Annotated in this window: 19 protein-coding genes; 14 read left to right on the top strand and 5 right to left on the bottom strand. The window is 39.9% G+C overall.

The features are described 5' to 3' along the window. The first annotated feature begins 81 nt into the window (after positions 1-81). From H735_RS09375 to H735_RS09350, 6 genes are all read left to right on the top strand, one after another. Positions 82-1,356: a tyrosine-type recombinase/integrase gene (locus H735_RS09375; protein WP_020194372.1), complete on the top strand. Its 1,275-nt coding sequence runs from the start codon at positions 82-84 to the stop codon at positions 1,354-1,356. Between the two features lie 45 nt (positions 1,357-1,401). Further along, positions 1,402-2,292 (top strand): competence protein CoiA family protein, encoded by an 891-nt coding sequence (locus H735_RS29625; protein ID WP_020194371.1) that lies wholly within the window; start codon positions 1,402-1,404, stop codon positions 2,290-2,292. 245 nt (positions 2,293-2,537) lie between these two features. Then, positions 2,538-3,278, top strand: a complete 741-nt coding sequence (locus H735_RS09365) for a helix-turn-helix transcriptional regulator (protein WP_020194370.1) — start codon at positions 2,538-2,540, stop codon at positions 3,276-3,278. 101 nt (positions 3,279-3,379) lie between these two features. Continuing rightward, positions 3,380-4,006: a hypothetical protein gene (locus H735_RS09360; RefSeq protein WP_020194369.1), complete on the top strand. Its 627-nt coding sequence runs from the start codon at positions 3,380-3,382 to the stop codon at positions 4,004-4,006. Further along, on the top strand, positions 4,003-5,628 hold the full coding sequence (locus H735_RS09355) for a type 2 periplasmic-binding domain-containing protein (RefSeq protein ID WP_020194368.1): 1,626 nt from the start codon (positions 4,003-4,005) through the stop codon (positions 5,626-5,628). Before H735_RS09360 ends, H735_RS09355 begins: the two co-directional genes overlap by 4 nt. Then, entirely contained in the window at positions 5,618-7,048 is a 1,431-nt protein-coding gene (locus tag H735_RS09350; RefSeq protein WP_020194367.1) for a VWA domain-containing protein, read from the top strand. The genes H735_RS09355 and H735_RS09350 overlap by 11 nt, the downstream gene beginning before the upstream one ends. A gap of 92 nt (positions 7,049-7,140) precedes the next feature. Here the strand turns inward: H735_RS09350 and H735_RS09345 are convergent, their stop codons facing one another. From H735_RS09345 to H735_RS09325, 5 genes are all read right to left on the bottom strand, one after another. Continuing rightward, positions 7,141-7,455 carry a hypothetical protein gene (locus H735_RS09345; RefSeq protein ID WP_020194366.1) on the bottom strand — a complete coding sequence of 105 codons (315 nt, stop codon included), beginning with the start codon at positions 7,453-7,455 and terminating at the stop codon, positions 7,141-7,143. A gap of 4 nt (positions 7,456-7,459) precedes the next feature. Continuing rightward, a complete protein-coding gene (locus tag H735_RS09340) occupies positions 7,460-7,837 on the bottom strand; it encodes a hypothetical protein (protein WP_020194365.1) in 378 nt (125 codons plus the stop codon). 169 nt (positions 7,838-8,006) lie between these two features. Beyond that, positions 8,007-8,222 carry a hypothetical protein gene (locus tag H735_RS09335; protein ID WP_020194363.1) on the bottom strand — a complete coding sequence of 72 codons (216 nt, stop codon included), beginning with the start codon at positions 8,220-8,222 and terminating at the stop codon, positions 8,007-8,009. Between the two features lie 113 nt (positions 8,223-8,335). Next, on the bottom strand, positions 8,336-9,013 hold the full coding sequence (locus H735_RS09330) for a hypothetical protein (protein WP_152447572.1): 678 nt from the start codon (positions 9,011-9,013) through the stop codon (positions 8,336-8,338). 92 nt (positions 9,014-9,105) lie between these two features. Then, the gene (locus H735_RS09325; protein ID WP_020194361.1) at positions 9,106-9,486 is read right to left on the bottom strand and encodes a hypothetical protein; all 381 of its coding nucleotides are present in this window, start codon (positions 9,484-9,486) and stop codon (positions 9,106-9,108) included. A gap of 425 nt (positions 9,487-9,911) precedes the next feature. On the opposite strand from H735_RS09325, the gene H735_RS09320 reads away from it, so the two are divergent. The 8 genes from H735_RS09320 to H735_RS29620 all read left to right on the top strand — a co-directional run bounded on the left by H735_RS09320 (position 9,912) and on the right by H735_RS29620 (position 13,818). Beyond that, positions 9,912-10,436, top strand: coding sequence for a hypothetical protein (locus tag H735_RS09320; protein ID WP_020194360.1), 525 nt, complete (start codon positions 9,912-9,914; stop codon positions 10,434-10,436). After that, the gene (locus H735_RS09315) at positions 10,429-10,773 is read left to right on the top strand and encodes a hypothetical protein (protein WP_020194359.1); all 345 of its coding nucleotides are present in this window, start codon (positions 10,429-10,431) and stop codon (positions 10,771-10,773) included. The genes H735_RS09320 and H735_RS09315 overlap by 8 nt, the downstream gene beginning before the upstream one ends. A 284-nt stretch (positions 10,774-11,057) precedes the next feature. After that, positions 11,058-11,261, top strand: a complete 204-nt coding sequence (locus H735_RS30800; protein WP_152447571.1) for a hypothetical protein — start codon at positions 11,058-11,060, stop codon at positions 11,259-11,261. Positions 11,262-11,268: 7 nt separating this feature from the next. Next, positions 11,269-11,565, top strand: coding sequence for a hypothetical protein (locus H735_RS09310; protein WP_095665239.1), 297 nt, complete (start codon positions 11,269-11,271; stop codon positions 11,563-11,565). A gap of 401 nt (positions 11,566-11,966) precedes the next feature. Further along, on the top strand, positions 11,967-12,959 hold the full coding sequence (locus H735_RS09300; RefSeq protein ID WP_080641552.1) for a P-loop NTPase family protein: 993 nt from the start codon (positions 11,967-11,969) through the stop codon (positions 12,957-12,959). A 92-nt stretch (positions 12,960-13,051) separates the two neighbouring features. Continuing rightward, positions 13,052-13,177: a hypothetical protein gene (locus tag H735_RS31855; RefSeq protein ID WP_020194356.1), complete on the top strand. Its 126-nt coding sequence runs from the start codon at positions 13,052-13,054 to the stop codon at positions 13,175-13,177. A 6-nt stretch (positions 13,178-13,183) separates the two neighbouring features. Beyond that, the gene (locus tag H735_RS09295; RefSeq protein ID WP_020194355.1) at positions 13,184-13,447 is read left to right on the top strand and encodes a hypothetical protein; all 264 of its coding nucleotides are present in this window, start codon (positions 13,184-13,186) and stop codon (positions 13,445-13,447) included. Between the two features lie 5 nt (positions 13,448-13,452). Beyond that, positions 13,453-13,818 (top strand): hypothetical protein, encoded by a 366-nt coding sequence (locus tag H735_RS29620; RefSeq protein ID WP_020194354.1) that lies wholly within the window; start codon positions 13,453-13,455, stop codon positions 13,816-13,818.

Here is a 13,818-nt window from a genome sequence, read left to right as displayed (position 1 = left end):
TAGGGGTAATCCCAAATCATCTGGGTGCTCTTTCTAACTGCCTGTATTGCGGCAGTAATTTCTGATAAAAGTGGTTTAGCTATGCAATTTTACCCTCTGTTCCCACCCATTGGTAGCATTGAAGATTATACAGTTTGCGTTGAAAGTTCGTTGCTTACAACAATACGCAAAATCCCCACGGCTATGGCAAGTTATGAATGGGCCATTGAGTATCTGAAAGAATTTGATAATCAACCAAACTCTTTTCTCGCTGTGAGAAAGGATCTGAACCTGTTTTTTAACTGGGCATGGTTAGTTGCTGGCAAAGATATCATTGAGTTAAACCGTGTTGATATGAATGATTTCATCAAATTCGGGAACACCCCACCACTGGAACTTATTGGCAAGAATAGCCCGTCAATGTTCCTGGTTGATAAGAAAACAGGTCAGGTCTCAATCAATCCAAATTGGCTACCATTTACCAACAAAAAACTTCCACAACCTTATCAACGAAAGCAATCATCTTTAACAGCTCAGTTATCGAATTTGTCAGGTTTTTTCATATTCCTTGCTGATGTTGATTACTTCGAAAAGAATCCAGCAGCTGTTGCCATCAGGAACTTAACATCAAACCGGTTCTCAAACTTGGCTGTTGATGATGACGATATGAAGGACAAAGCGCTAAATGGACTTCAGTTAAAATATGCGCTCAGAGCTGTTGAGCAAATGGCTAAAGAAGACCCTGTTAGGCATGAGCGTACTCGTTTTTTAATTTACTTTTTGTTACTAGCGTATCCGCGAGTCAGTGAAATTAGTGCAAGATTTGGATATTCGCCAACCATGAGCGACTTTAAAATGCGTAGGGGGGAAGGACTGAAAAAACACTATACATTTTTCATCCCCTCATCGAAAAGAGGGAAAAGCAGAAACGTTATGATTACTCAACGTTTGCTCGATGCTTTGAGTCGATATCGTAATTATTTGGGGATGTCAGACTTTCCTTCAAAAGATGATAACACTCCCTTATTTGTGAGGCATCGAGCTGGCACTCATGGAAGGCAGGCGCACGAACTCAATGCTAACTTAGGTAAGGGTCAAATCGGGGAGTTAGTTAAAGCTGTATTTGCTCGAGCAGCCTCATTACTTCGAGAAGATAATTACTTCGAAGATGCAGATGATATCACCGGTCGCTCCTGCCACTGCTGGCGTCATACTGGAATTTCAATGGACCTTCATTCTGGACGCCCAAAGATGGTTGTAATGAAATGCTCTGGTCATAGCACAGAAGCTGTACTGGCGATTTATACGCACTCTGATATTGAGCAAAGGGCAGAATCGTTAAGTCTAAAAGATTCATACATTTTTGATAGCCTATAGCGTTTAACAGCAGTAACTGTTTGAGACATTTGAGGGGAATTGTATATGTCATCAAATCTTATTCCTTTTGGTTTACATATTTCGTCTGGCCGATTATTGGATATTTCAGAGGTAGAGCGCGGTAAAGCGTGTGAGTGCGTATGCCCAGCTTGTAAACAAAGGCTAGTGGCACGATTCTGTGTCGATCGTTCGGACCACTTTGCTCATGATAAAGATTCAAGCGATCAAGGTGTCAATGAGATTGAATGTTCACTGAGTTTTTATGTTGCAATGCGATTGATGATAAAACAGTGCCTGCGAGAGATGCCGGATCTTCTCGACTTCACTATTCCGCCATTGGAATTTAATCTTGGAATGAAGGACCGTAGCGGTAGATTGCATGAGTATAAGCACACCGTCACAGAACCTAAACAAGTTAACTTAAGGAATGTTGTCGTAGAGACAAAACTTGATACTTACGATATCGATGTGGCATCAACCCTTGGTGATTATGTTATAGCCCTCCACTTTTATTATCCAGGTAGAGAGCGTTTCAGTGGTGAAGTGGACTCAAAGGTTTGTCTGATCGAGATTGATTTAACTGAGTTGGATTCTATTTATCGTGATTTCGGTAAGGATGAGGAAATCGACATAAGCTTTAAAGAGCGGGTTGTTAGATTTGTATTTGGGAGCATCATGGCTAAGTCCTGGTTTAGCCACCCTCTAAAAGAAGAGTCATACCAGATTGCAACTGAACACCTTAGAGAAGTCGTAGCAAAGGAGAATGAGTCTTTGAAACGCATTTTTAAAAGTAAGGAAGAACGATACGGAAAGCATAAAGGAGCAGGGGATTATTATTGTCCTCGCTGCGATGTTGCATGGTTTAGCGAGCATAAAGGCACATCCTGCGACCGATGTTTTTTACCAGGCAATCCTCTTCCATTTAAACCTCAGTAGCTTTGTGTTTAGTTTGAATTTTAATGAATCGACGGTCCCTTTCCGGGACTTTTTTATTATGAGCGGGCTAGGGTGGTTTTCTCTTCAAAGTGACGAAACTTGAGAGTCTATTGTTATCTTATTGATATATATAAGATGTCTAGTTCATGTCTACCTTGTGTCTAGTTAATGTCTGGCTTTGTTTCTTGAGTGAGATTACAATTTACACAAATCTATAGGCCATCAAACACTACGGAGAGTTACTCATGTCTGTATCAGTTCATCTGCCAGCTTTGAAAGATATTCGGGTTGCGAAAGGTTTTACTCAAGAAGCATTGGCCGCAGCAATTCATAAAACAACTAAAACTATTTCACGCATCGAAAACGGTGACCCGACATCAATTGAGACCGCCAAGCTTCTTGCGCAGGTATTGGAGCTGAAGTCTTTCGCGCAACTTCAATCAATTGAATCGACAGGTTTGTTTAAGCAATTTTTAAAGGAGATTTTTTCCATTGTCGCGTCTTCGTGGACTTCGACTATGAAATATCTTCCATTTTTTGTTTTCTTCAACATGTGCGTAAATGTGGGAAGTACGGATTTGGGTGTTTTAGATACACCGATTACGCTAGGAATGGTCTTAGAGTCTGCAGGGAAGTGCATTATCCCACTATTCACATTTAGTCTCGGATTTAGTAGTTACCGCTTTGCTGATTCTTATTCAGGTGAACTATACACGAGTGCGTTTAATCAATGGGTCAAATCAGAGTCTAACTTGAAGTATGTTTCTGATACGAATATAACACTAGGTCTATGCTCAGCTGCAGCTGGTATAGTTCTCCCAGTTATCTATAACAATACTGATGTTTCTAATATTAGTCTTTTACCATTGTTTCTACTGTCCTTAGTCTACATAGTCGGGGTGGTAGCTTATGCGTTTCTCTTTAATCGACTAATCACAGGTTGCTTTGTACTTTTGAGGAACTTGAATCACAACGCAACACGCTAGTTTCCCATTATTGCAAAGCAATAAGTCAGTTTTGTCTTATTGCTTTGTAGAAGAGCATATAATATGCTTTAAAATCTTCATACAAACTTCTGGAAAATTTGATGGCACACGCTAATACCGGCAAATCCTGTGTTGCACAGGAACTGCTTTCGTATGTACTTTCTGATCGCGTTTCTGTTGAATCTACTGAGTTCTTGCCATTGTCAGCCGCTTCGATCTTACTTAATTCTACAAGTACGACGTTGAAACAACGTATAGAACAAGGTGAGTTAAGAGAAAAGTCATTTATTACTTCTAGCCCTGTAACCAGAACTTTTATTGGTGTTGAGGCAGGTGGTGTTAAACGTCTACTTCTCGAGCGGATAAAGTATATTGAGCTGATAAGAGAGCATGTTACTAACGTTATAAAGGCTAAAAGTCTAACTTCTTATGGTGCGGTATTAGACCTGATCGAATTGGACTGGAAATCTCCACCAGCACGTAAATTGTCTAACGATATCCTCGATCTACTTAATGATGAGAGCATTGGTAACATAAGTTCTTCAAGTTCATGCATGATAACCGCAGTTGTTATTTCGAAATCCAAAAACATGCCGACAGAACATTTCTTCAGCAAAGCCATTGAGACCGGTTTACTTGAAAAGGATGCAGATCAGATTCAACGAGTTACGTTTTGGAAAACTCAGCTTGAACTTGTTTACGAAAAATACGGGGATGATACAGCATGAAGAGTCTATCAATTTTCAAAAGATTATCACTCACTGTAACTTTTCTTCTTCCATTCTATGTTAGTGCCGATAGTGAGTCACACAATGTTACACCGCAAATAGAATACAACATTGTTTCTCCCGGACCTCACTCCTTAGCTTTGGCTGGCAACATTAATGATATATTTCTCTTGGCTGCAAATGGGTCGGATAATCAAACGGCTCCTAAATCACTTTTTTATAAGAATTCCATAAGCTTTTCTGCATTAACGAAAAAAACCTATAAGGAGCAGTTTAGTGATTATACGGCGGGAGACACGCCCTACTTCCGTGGTACTTACGAGTCAGTTGTTCAACTAGCATCAGATGTACAAAATGTGCCTGAATTAAAACCAGTAGTGATCTATCAGCTCAATGAGCCTGTAGGGGACATGGTATTAGTGGTTAATTCATCGATTCAGCATCTCTCTGACTTGTGTGGTAAAGAAGTATTCGCTCCAGACACAGGTTACTCTACAGCCATGATCAATGTTCTGATTAAGTCCATTACATGTGACGATAAACCATCAATAAATTGGTCAAGCAGCAAAGAAATAATTGAATCACTGAGAAATGGAAAATCGGTAGCATCTTTTGTATCAGGGTATTCATTAAAGAAAGTTAATCTAAGTTCGACCAATTATCGCATCTTGTTGGACGATACGGTTGCTCCGGAAATCTCGGGGGACGTATTAGCTGTTCGTAGTGATTTTTATGAGAACAGGCGATACCTCGTCAATAAACTGGTAAAAGGGATTGAGCAATCCAAGTTAAAAATCCAAACAGTAGCAAGCGACGATCGTTATATGGAACCCTTGGACCGGTTGAGTTTGTCTATGTCTCTGCTAATGACTGGTGATGAAGGTGTGGCAGAAATAATTAGAGAACATTTAATCCAAACCTCAATGGATCGCAATAACCTTAATGTAGTGTTGTTCGATAGTGGTAGTAGCAATTATTTTGTTGAGAAAGTGGACAAAGCCAATGATGCACTTCTGAATCTTGGTGTTATTAACAAGCCTTCAAAACCTAGTTTGGGTGATATGTATGATCAATTGCTTTCTTACGATAGCGAAATGCAACGTGATAGTCGCTACCCCATAAAAAATAAGATAGCCGACATAAGGTCATCTTTGTTCAGTTTTTCTGTTGGATACGGCATAGAGCAAACTGATTTCTCACATAATCAATATGCTGTGGTTTATGACAAAGTTGCAAAACTGTTGGAAATGTTCCCTGGTACGTCATTAGTGATTACAGGACATGCTGACCCAATAAATTTCATTAGAGCGCTGGAACGTAATGCTTCTCTTGCTGACTTGAATATGATCAAGCAGGTTGATAAGAATCACTCGCTAATTCTAGCTGAGCTCGTCAAGGCATCGTTACTGAACCATATTGAGTTCAGTGCTAACGACACTGAACAGATACAGGTTTTTACTCGGGGCAAAGGGATATCGGAGCCATTGTCTGGTGGCTGTCGCCATGGGGTCTGCAAGCCAAAGTCTTGGAGCGAATGGAAAAGTAATCTTCGCGTTGTCATAGATGTTGTACCATCAAAGTCATCTCAATTTGAGGTAATAGAGGTAAGCGGTGAGCAATAAATCGAAATCAGCACTAATAGTGATCCTATTAGCAAGCATCGCAGGTTGTAATAAGGATACTGGTACTGTAAGTAAAACAACAACTTCGGGAACTGAGGTTAAAGAACAGGCGCTTCCAATTAAGCGTATAGTCTATGCGAATAATGCTTTGGATGAAAACTGGTTTGATAACTCTAACGGAGCTCAAATGGTAGGTGGTGAATCGAATTTAAGTAGCATGATGGCAAAGAATGTGTACCTCATTCTAGATGCGAGCTCAACTACGACAAAATCATCATGTTTTGGCTATGGTTCTAAGCATCAGGTGATGGAATCCGCTGTGTATGATTTTATCGATGAGCTCCCGAGTAATACAAACCTTGGTGTAATCAGATTCGACGCTAATGGTCCAAATGAAATAACTTCTTTGGAACCTGTAAATGGTACGTTCCTTAAGCAACTGTTAAGTGAAACCAATGCTGGTGGTGAAAATCCATTAGCGATAACGGTTAGTTATGCATATAAGAGTCTACAGAAGCAAGCAATAAAGCAGCAGGGATATGGTGAATATCACATTGTTTTACTAACTGATGGCGGTAGCGACAATGAAAGTGAATTGCTTGCTGCTACAAGAACTATCACTGAGTCTTCACCTGTGGTGATCCATGCATATGATTTCTGTCCAAGAAGTAACAATGTCCTATCTTCAAAGAGCAATATTGATTATAAACCATTGCTTAATGAAGAAAATCTCCGCAACGCAATCCAAAACACTTTCCCCAGAGTTTCAATGTCCTATGATGCTCCTTTTAAAGAAGGTGAAAATGACTCCAGCTTAGGCGAGTTAGAATTCGATGAACAAGAAAGTTCGACGGAAGCCATTAAGTCAATTGACGATGTAGAAGTAGATCAGTCTGCTGAAGTTGATAGAGACTTGGCCCAAAAATTAACTCCTCAATCAAACCTGAAGCCCGTTAAAGAAACTCATATAGATCTTGTTGATGATACGGTGTCTATTGACGATAAGCCGTCAGAGGCTTATCTAATTGAAGTTCCCGCAGCTATTGCAATGGAAGGTTCAAAACATCAGCAAGTTAGTGATGCAAAACAGGAGTTGGAGGCGAATGGTTTGGCTAAAGAGAGCCCCATGCCTAATAAAGAGAATGAATCGAAGTTGATTCACAAATCAGGAGTAGAAAAAGGATTTGATAAGGGCGAGTTCAAGACAGAGCCAGACGTAGTATTTGAAAGTGCAGTTGAAGAAGTGGCAGAAACTGATACTACAGACAGTTTGAGCAGTAATGTGCTCCTGGCTGAGAAAAAAGAAACCCCCGCTGATCAAAAAAACATTATTAGTAATGCCCCGACCAATGAGAGTGCCCCATCTAAAGCTGTCGTGTCGGATGTTGAAATTGATGTGACTGTAGTTAATGAGCAGTGACTAAGCGAAGATGAATATAAGAAAAATCAAAAAACCGACTCAGAGTCGGTTTTTTCTTTAATGCTTACGCAGGAAGTGAAGTTCTGCCAGTGTTAAAGCCGGTACAACTTACTCAGGTCTATCGCGAGGTTAGACTTTGAAGATATTTCTTCAATCTTCCTTTCAAGCCTTGCAGTAAGCAAACGGCGAGTTGTCTCAAGGCAATTGTTAGGGAATGTATGAAAATCAGCTCTAAATTTCGCAAATTGGAAGTTTTCAATGTGGCCTAAAAGCCTGTTAGACTCTGCTTGATTAGCTATCGTTGTAAAAGAGTGCTCTCGGACAATAATGTTGATAATTTTTCTTTCAATGGCTTCGTGAGCACATGGCTTTAATTCAGCTGTATTGCGAAGGTTTGTTTTTTCCATTCGGTCATGTCTTTAAAAAAGGGGATGGATCGACTGTGAGAAAAGCATTATTTCTAATGTTATGATCGAATCTAATGAATGCCCCTTTTCTGCAGAACCCTTCTTTATTTGATGTGGCGTACTTTAAAACTTTAAAATGTGTATGAATCATCAAAACAGCTTTTGCTTGAGTCATGCACTCACCAGTTTTCTTCCACGTCCCATCCACTAAATCAATAGTATCTACCTTGAGTTGCTCAAATGTGGTTACTGCTCTAATTTGATTTGCTGGTCTAGCGTTTAATCGAAAGATAACAAAAACAACTAATAGGAGCATAAGTACCAATATCATGTCTATTGGTTCTATTAGGTTTAAGCGTTTGGGAGGTTTTAAAGTCATCATTGTTTTACCTACCTTTCACATTAGTTGTCAGGCTTCGTTTTCTGTTTCATCTAGCTCGGCCTGAGTGAAGCAGAAACATTCAAAGCACTGACCTAAAGGAGCTCCTAAACAGGCTTCACATTCAGTTACGGTTTGCAATTTAGGCATATCCTTAGTCTCCATTTTCAAATCATTGTAAATGCGTAAGGTCTTGTTCAAATTGTTCTGCATTTGAAATCCGTGACCACGGTATGTCGCCAATCCGCTCGACTATAAATGCCTGATTTGCTGCGCGATCAATTGCCACAATCCCTTTAGTTTTATCTCGGACATAGTGATCAGATAACTGCTTTGATTCTGACCAACCCGTTTGGTTTAAATATTCCAATATTTCAGATAAGTCCATTTGTTTTCCACGTTTAGATAATAGATTAGATGTGCCACAACACGATTCGAATCCATGTATTTTAAAGCACATCTAGGTTCGTTGCATGTAATAGCAGTAAGAGTAGTTTCGTTCTATGCAGCCAACAGCAACAACTCTAAGTAGCGACCATCACTTCCATTGCATAAGTCACCTCTTTTGAATTCGGATTTTTTGAATATTAGCCCAAATACAGTAAACCATTCCATAGATACTTTTTTCATTAGCCAGGCGTAATGCTTTTCGTTGTCGTGAGCAAAGGTGTACTTCTCGTCCAGTACTTGAACTTTATCTAGAGTAAGATTGTTGTCTCGAATGAACTCTATACTTTTTAACCTGCGTAACTGCTCAACTAAAAGATCTCGTTCCTTGTTAAGTTTCATGATTTCAGCGTTGGTGGCTTTAAGCTTGTTAGAATGCTGTTCAATTTCGTGAGTGTTGGTATGACTATCTTGATTTAACCATTCACTATCAATTTGCACTGCACTTTTTAACCATCTACGGAAAAATCTTAATTGCACTGTTCTGACATGGTGAGCACTCCCTACTACTCTAAATAGAATATCTCCTGATATCGAGCCGTGATCATCGGTAAGGTTTTCAATATCGATGATAACTCTAACTTCTTCGTTGATGTGCCATTTGGTACCAATGAGACTCATATGCTCTTCGACTGTCTTCGGTTTGTTTGTGATCATGGTGACCAACTCCAATGGTGTTTTAGAAAGTTGAGGTACATTAACCATATAACTAAGCTGCTTAATGTCCGTCACTCTGTATTACTCAGTTAATTGTTCTTATTCAGGTGCTTCAATGACTATTGCAGATGCTTGAGATTTGTCATGCCAGTCAATAACTACGGTCTTCAGAGATACTTAAGAGTAAAGGTGTCAATGAGCACCTCATAAAGAGTAGGCTTTTTATACTCAGTATATGGCTCAACGGCGATTAAAATATCAGAGACATTTTCCTGAGGGAATTTCTTTTCCGTAATAGTGATTGCCTGAGTTAGACATTCACCTTTAGTGTTGAATACCGACTGGAGGCAAGTGCGGTAGTGGTTTAGAAGTTCAGTGTTCATTTGTGAATTAGCGGAAAGTTCCAAGAATATCTTGTACTCCTCCATGGCATAATGACTTATTGTCTTCTGCATACCAAAAAGCATGACTAAGCTGACTATGCTTCCAACGACCATGGACTTATGCATGTAGTTTGTAAGCTTGTTCTTTTTCGAAAAATCAATCATATATGAACTACCATTCTTATCTTACTTTTCAGAGAATAGAAAACCCTAGTAAGTGTATTGGGGTAAAGGCTATACGTGACGTGGGTGTTACAGCCGGAAGTTGTACGTATGTTGAATATTAACTTAAACAAAATCATCGTAATTTGTACTGTATTCCGATCAAAGATTAGGAGTTCATTAGTTGAAGCTTTGGCATAGGTATAGACTAAGGAACAACAATGAGTAACCATGTTTGTATGATTAGCTGATCAGAGTATATTTCAATGGGTTATGACAGTATGGGATTGATTCAGAGACGTCTGTTGGAGGCGTTAGTTGAAGTGAGTCAATGTTCCTTATGGTGATTATTTCGACTCCAGCATTAATAGCATTGTAGTCTCATATTAAACTGAGAAGTTTTTTCGAGTATTGTAAGGTTCAAAAGCATGATAAAGGTCTTCGTTCTAATTGGTAAAGGAGTTAACGCTCTGATTTACCTTGTTGGGTTGTTTGTTATTAGTCGATCTATCGTTGACTATGGCTATGGTTCCTTGCGTTACAGCATTGATTTTAGCAATTTTTACGATACTGAGTTTCACTGGTTATGGAATAAGTCCCAAGGCTATATGTATAAGGATTTCGATTTCTTACATCCAGTAAGTAAAAATAGTATTATTGATCCTGATGGTACAAGAGATTCAACTATAGCAATCGATGGTACCGAGTATCTACGAACCTGCCCAAATTACAGAATTGATAACGGCAGACCACTTTTCGATTTCAATAGCGACGGTCGTCCAATTTGTTGCTCGTCCGGAGATGAGCAGTTCTGGGTTCCTGCTAAAAAGGAAGGTGGCACAGTATCGTTTATGTGTAATTTCTGGCCGAACACGCAGATTGTCACTGTGGATGCTCTGAAGTTTGATGAAGCTCAAGAACAACTGAGAATAAAGGATGAACAGTATGAATAGACCTAATGGAATTGACCCGGACCTTTCTGATAAAGAATCTGATGTGTTTGCTGTGTTTGTCAGTAAGGTAATAGACACCCTACAAAGGGTGCACGGTCGTCCTTTATCTAAAATGGAAAAATACGAGTATCTTACATCTAAAGAGAAGATTGATACGGTAATCCAGAAGCATGAAACGGGAGACATCGAGCTTAATAAAGCAATTAAGTCCCTGCTCATTATGGATACAAGATACTTCGAGCAGATCACTACTGGAAGTGTGGCCTACTTGCTAAAACTTATTAACAACGAAGAGGAAGACAACAATGGATCAGGCACAGGTCATTTCCACGCTTAATCGCTACGCCTTGTCTCGACAAAGAGATGTGTCTCGCGGTATCGAGTCTCCAGCGATATCAGCATTGATAGTGGAGAAATATGCCATAGGCATGATTGATGTCATTCGTACGTTACAACTCACAGAGAGCATCGATATTAATACAATCCATGAGGAAGCTGATCGTCTTTGCTCAATGATATGCCCTAACCATGTCCAACTACGTACGTTACGATATCAACGTTACTGTGACCTGGATTTATCTAAACCACGCACTTCAAGTTAGCCGCATGGAGTAAAATTATATGGATCGTTCTTTTTCAAATGCACTTGCTTTAAGTGCCAGTGCAATTGGCGCAGAACAGCAGTTATTGGTTTTGGTTAGAGCTGTGAAAAGCGGCTATTACCAAAAACTATTAGATGCGTCGAACCCTCATTCACCTTGCTTTCATGGTAAGGTTGGGCGAGGTAAATCTTCCCGTAAATGTAATAGAAATAAGCGTTGGTAAGTACGTCATGTTGCAAGCTCTTGAAGTATCACAGCAGATCATCAAACACAGAGAAAGTTTGGTAAATCTGTATGGCATACCAGAATTTCTGGAATTATACAAAAAACACAGCCCTTCCATTCAAGCGGTCATGGACGAATTTAACTGTAGCACCTTTGAAGCATTGACCAAGATATTATCACTGGAAAGAATTCAAGCCGATGGAATGGCAATGTTGGTCATGATTGGGGTTGCCTGCGAAATGCAGTCACCAAAGTATTCGCAAATTACCGATAAGATCGCGGAGTTCACGTCAAAGGAATAATCGGTCTTAATTTTGGTTAAATCATTCTCTTATCACTTTTGGGGTCGATAACATGAGTTATTTTTGGTGGTTTTTATGCCTATATACAGCTGCTAGCGTGGTATTTGCGGTTTCTCAGTTAGGCTATAAGGGTAATGACTATCGATGGTGGACATGGGTGATTGGTGCACCTGCTCTTGTGATTGCCGCTACTTTTGGGATGATAGTGTTCCTAATTGATTATTTTGGAAAGGCTATTCGGCGTTTGAGTATTGGATGAACTTTGCAATAAGTGTTTGATTGTGCAGCAGGTCGATTGTCTGTGAGTATAGTATTAACAACGTATGTGACTGAAAACGTAATATGATCAGAAGGAGCTAGATTAGTTTTAGATATTATCCGGTTATATCAACTGTTACCGGATGTTTTTAGTGCATAGCAGTCAATACCACCAACCGCAACAGATAACGCCGTTGTTGTTGAATCATAAAATCTCATTATCAGACGCGAAATCGAGTGATAAGTCGTATTCGAGCGGGAGCTTAGTGTTAGATAAGGCGCTTGGCACTCAAGGTTACACCGTCACTCGAATGGTGGAGATTTCTGGTCATACAGGAGCAGGGAAGAGCACCTTAGCTCTTCACGCTGTTGCTGCATGTCAGGTGTCCGGAGGAACAGCCGCTTTTCTGGACGCAGAACACGCCCTAGACCTGTCTTATGCTATGAAGGTAGGCGTTGATACAGCTTCATTGATATTCTCTCAACCAAAGACCGCAGAGCAAGCCTTTAGTACCGCGTTAGTGCTAATTCAAAGTGGGTTAGTGGACATCATTGTCATTGATTCAATAGCCGCATTGTTACCGATGAATCATCAGAATAAATCTTTATTTCATGATGAAGAAAATGCACTTGAACACTCTAGGGTGTTAGCAAATGGATTTACTACTATTAGAGCTGCGTTGAAATCATCAAGTTGCACGGTGATTTTTACCAATCAACTAAGGCAAAAGCCTAACAACTCAGGGAAAGAAGCTTTTGAGAGTGTTGGTGGTCGTCCTGTGTTGAACATGATGGCAACGCGAATCAGACTAAAAAAAAGTTATGATATATTACGTAACAATTCGTTGATTGGTCATCACTGCAAGATCAAAGTATTGAAACACAAAGACGGTGTAGAGGGGGCTTCAGTTACTCTTCCTTTAATATTCAATAAGGGCATGGCATTAACGCATGAAACGTTAAAGTACTGTTCTGAAAATGGTTACTTGAAGCAAGATTCTTCTGGAGCGATATTTGTAAGAGGTCGGTATTTGGGACCTAGTATAAATCAGGTGGTTACGTATTTAGATCAGCACCCTAAATTAAGGAACTCATTAAATCGTAGATTGCTGAACATATCGAGTCGCAGATTTTGATGAACGAAAAATCATATTGCGATCGTACATTTTCTAGGGGTCACCACACTAAACGCCAGGAAGTGATCCTATTTTCATTTAAGAGGTTTGTCATGACAACTGAAAGTAAACTAGTCACGCACAAAGTGCACAGTTATTCCGAGGCTATTGAAGCAATTGAGTCTGGTGATTACCGCTTTGTCGAGCTTGATTATGATATGAGCACGGCTCAGCCATGAGAGGCTATGTATCTGTTTCAACTTGGGAGTAAGAACAAGGTCTCTGTACTGCATCTAGCTCAAATGGCGGTTACAGTAAAATCGTTTAGTGCGCTAGAAAGCAATTTGCTTAAGTCAAAAGAAACCTATAAGCAACGTTTTATCCACTTGGAATTTGACCTAAGCTTTGAAGACTTTGAAAAGTATCAAGCTTTAGCTTCTGAGATGGGTGATATGATTCTACCAAAGGCCTTGGGTATGGAACCAATGGCCTCTGAAGTGTGGAGTTAAATGGAATGGATAATAAATTCGAACTTGATACTCGTTATTGGGTAGCAAAGACAAAAGATGTGGATGCAGCGCTGTCACAAGACGAGAAGGTTCAATTAGATAAACTTCTCGGGAAAGTTGCTTCTTACCGACTGTCATCAGGTAAGTCACAATTAAAATGTGTTGTAATTGAACATGACTGGCCGCTGTATGATGAAACTGTGGCTGGTATTCAGCGGATAAGTGAAGGTAACGTAGCGACCGTAGAAAGTACAATCAGTGAGATGGCTGCTAATGCTCGAGAAAATGGGTACCCAGAGCATGTAGAAGCCTTGCAGCAAGCTCTTGACCGCTTAAATGAAGAAGGATTAATTTCGAGCAAAATGGAGTAG

Origin of the sequence: Vibrio owensii CAIM 1854 = LMG 25443, assembly GCF_000817815.1 — a bacterium.
Lineage (GTDB): Bacteria > Pseudomonadota > Gammaproteobacteria > Enterobacterales > Vibrionaceae > Vibrio > Vibrio owensii.
This window is presented reverse-complemented; position numbering and strand designations above follow the sequence as displayed.

Bases quoted from the DNA above. Each gene is read 5' to 3' on its own strand.
- H735_RS09360 (WP_020194369.1), top strand. From the start codon at position 3,380: ATGGCACACGCTAATACCGGCAAATCCTGTGTTGCACAGGAACTGCTT.
- H735_RS09355 (WP_020194368.1), top strand. From the start codon at position 4,003: ATGAAGAGTCTATCAATTTTCAAAAGATTATCACTCACTGTAACTTTT.
- H735_RS09335 (WP_020194363.1), bottom strand. From the start codon at position 8,222: ATGGACTTATCTGAAATATTGGAATATTTAAACCAAACGGGTTGGTCA.
- H735_RS09295 (WP_020194355.1), top strand. From the start codon at position 13,184: ATGTATCTGTTTCAACTTGGGAGTAAGAACAAGGTCTCTGTACTGCAT.
- H735_RS09315 (WP_020194359.1), top strand. From the start codon at position 10,429: ATGAATAGACCTAATGGAATTGACCCGGACCTTTCTGATAAAGAATCT.
- H735_RS31855 (WP_020194356.1), top strand. From the start codon at position 13,052: ATGACAACTGAAAGTAAACTAGTCACGCACAAAGTGCACAGTTATTCC.
- H735_RS30800 (WP_152447571.1), top strand. From the start codon at position 11,058: ATGGATCGTTCTTTTTCAAATGCACTTGCTTTAAGTGCCAGTGCAATT.
- H735_RS29625 (WP_020194371.1), top strand. From the start codon at position 1,402: ATGTCATCAAATCTTATTCCTTTTGGTTTACATATTTCGTCTGGCCGA.
- H735_RS29620 (WP_020194354.1), top strand. From the start codon at position 13,453: ATGGATAATAAATTCGAACTTGATACTCGTTATTGGGTAGCAAAGACA.
- H735_RS09300 (WP_080641552.1), top strand. From the start codon at position 11,967: ATGTTTTTAGTGCATAGCAGTCAATACCACCAACCGCAACAGATAACG.
- H735_RS09320 (WP_020194360.1), top strand. From the start codon at position 9,912: ATGATAAAGGTCTTCGTTCTAATTGGTAAAGGAGTTAACGCTCTGATT.
- H735_RS09325 (WP_020194361.1), bottom strand. From the start codon at position 9,486: ATGATTGATTTTTCGAAAAAGAACAAGCTTACAAACTACATGCATAAG.
- H735_RS09365 (WP_020194370.1), top strand. From the start codon at position 2,538: ATGTCTGTATCAGTTCATCTGCCAGCTTTGAAAGATATTCGGGTTGCG.
- H735_RS09375 (WP_020194372.1), top strand. From the start codon at position 82: ATGCAATTTTACCCTCTGTTCCCACCCATTGGTAGCATTGAAGATTAT.
- H735_RS09340 (WP_020194365.1), bottom strand. From the start codon at position 7,837: ATGATGACTTTAAAACCTCCCAAACGCTTAAACCTAATAGAACCAATA.
- H735_RS09345 (WP_020194366.1), bottom strand. From the start codon at position 7,455: ATGGAAAAAACAAACCTTCGCAATACAGCTGAATTAAAGCCATGTGCT.
- H735_RS09310 (WP_095665239.1), top strand. From the start codon at position 11,269: ATGTTGCAAGCTCTTGAAGTATCACAGCAGATCATCAAACACAGAGAA.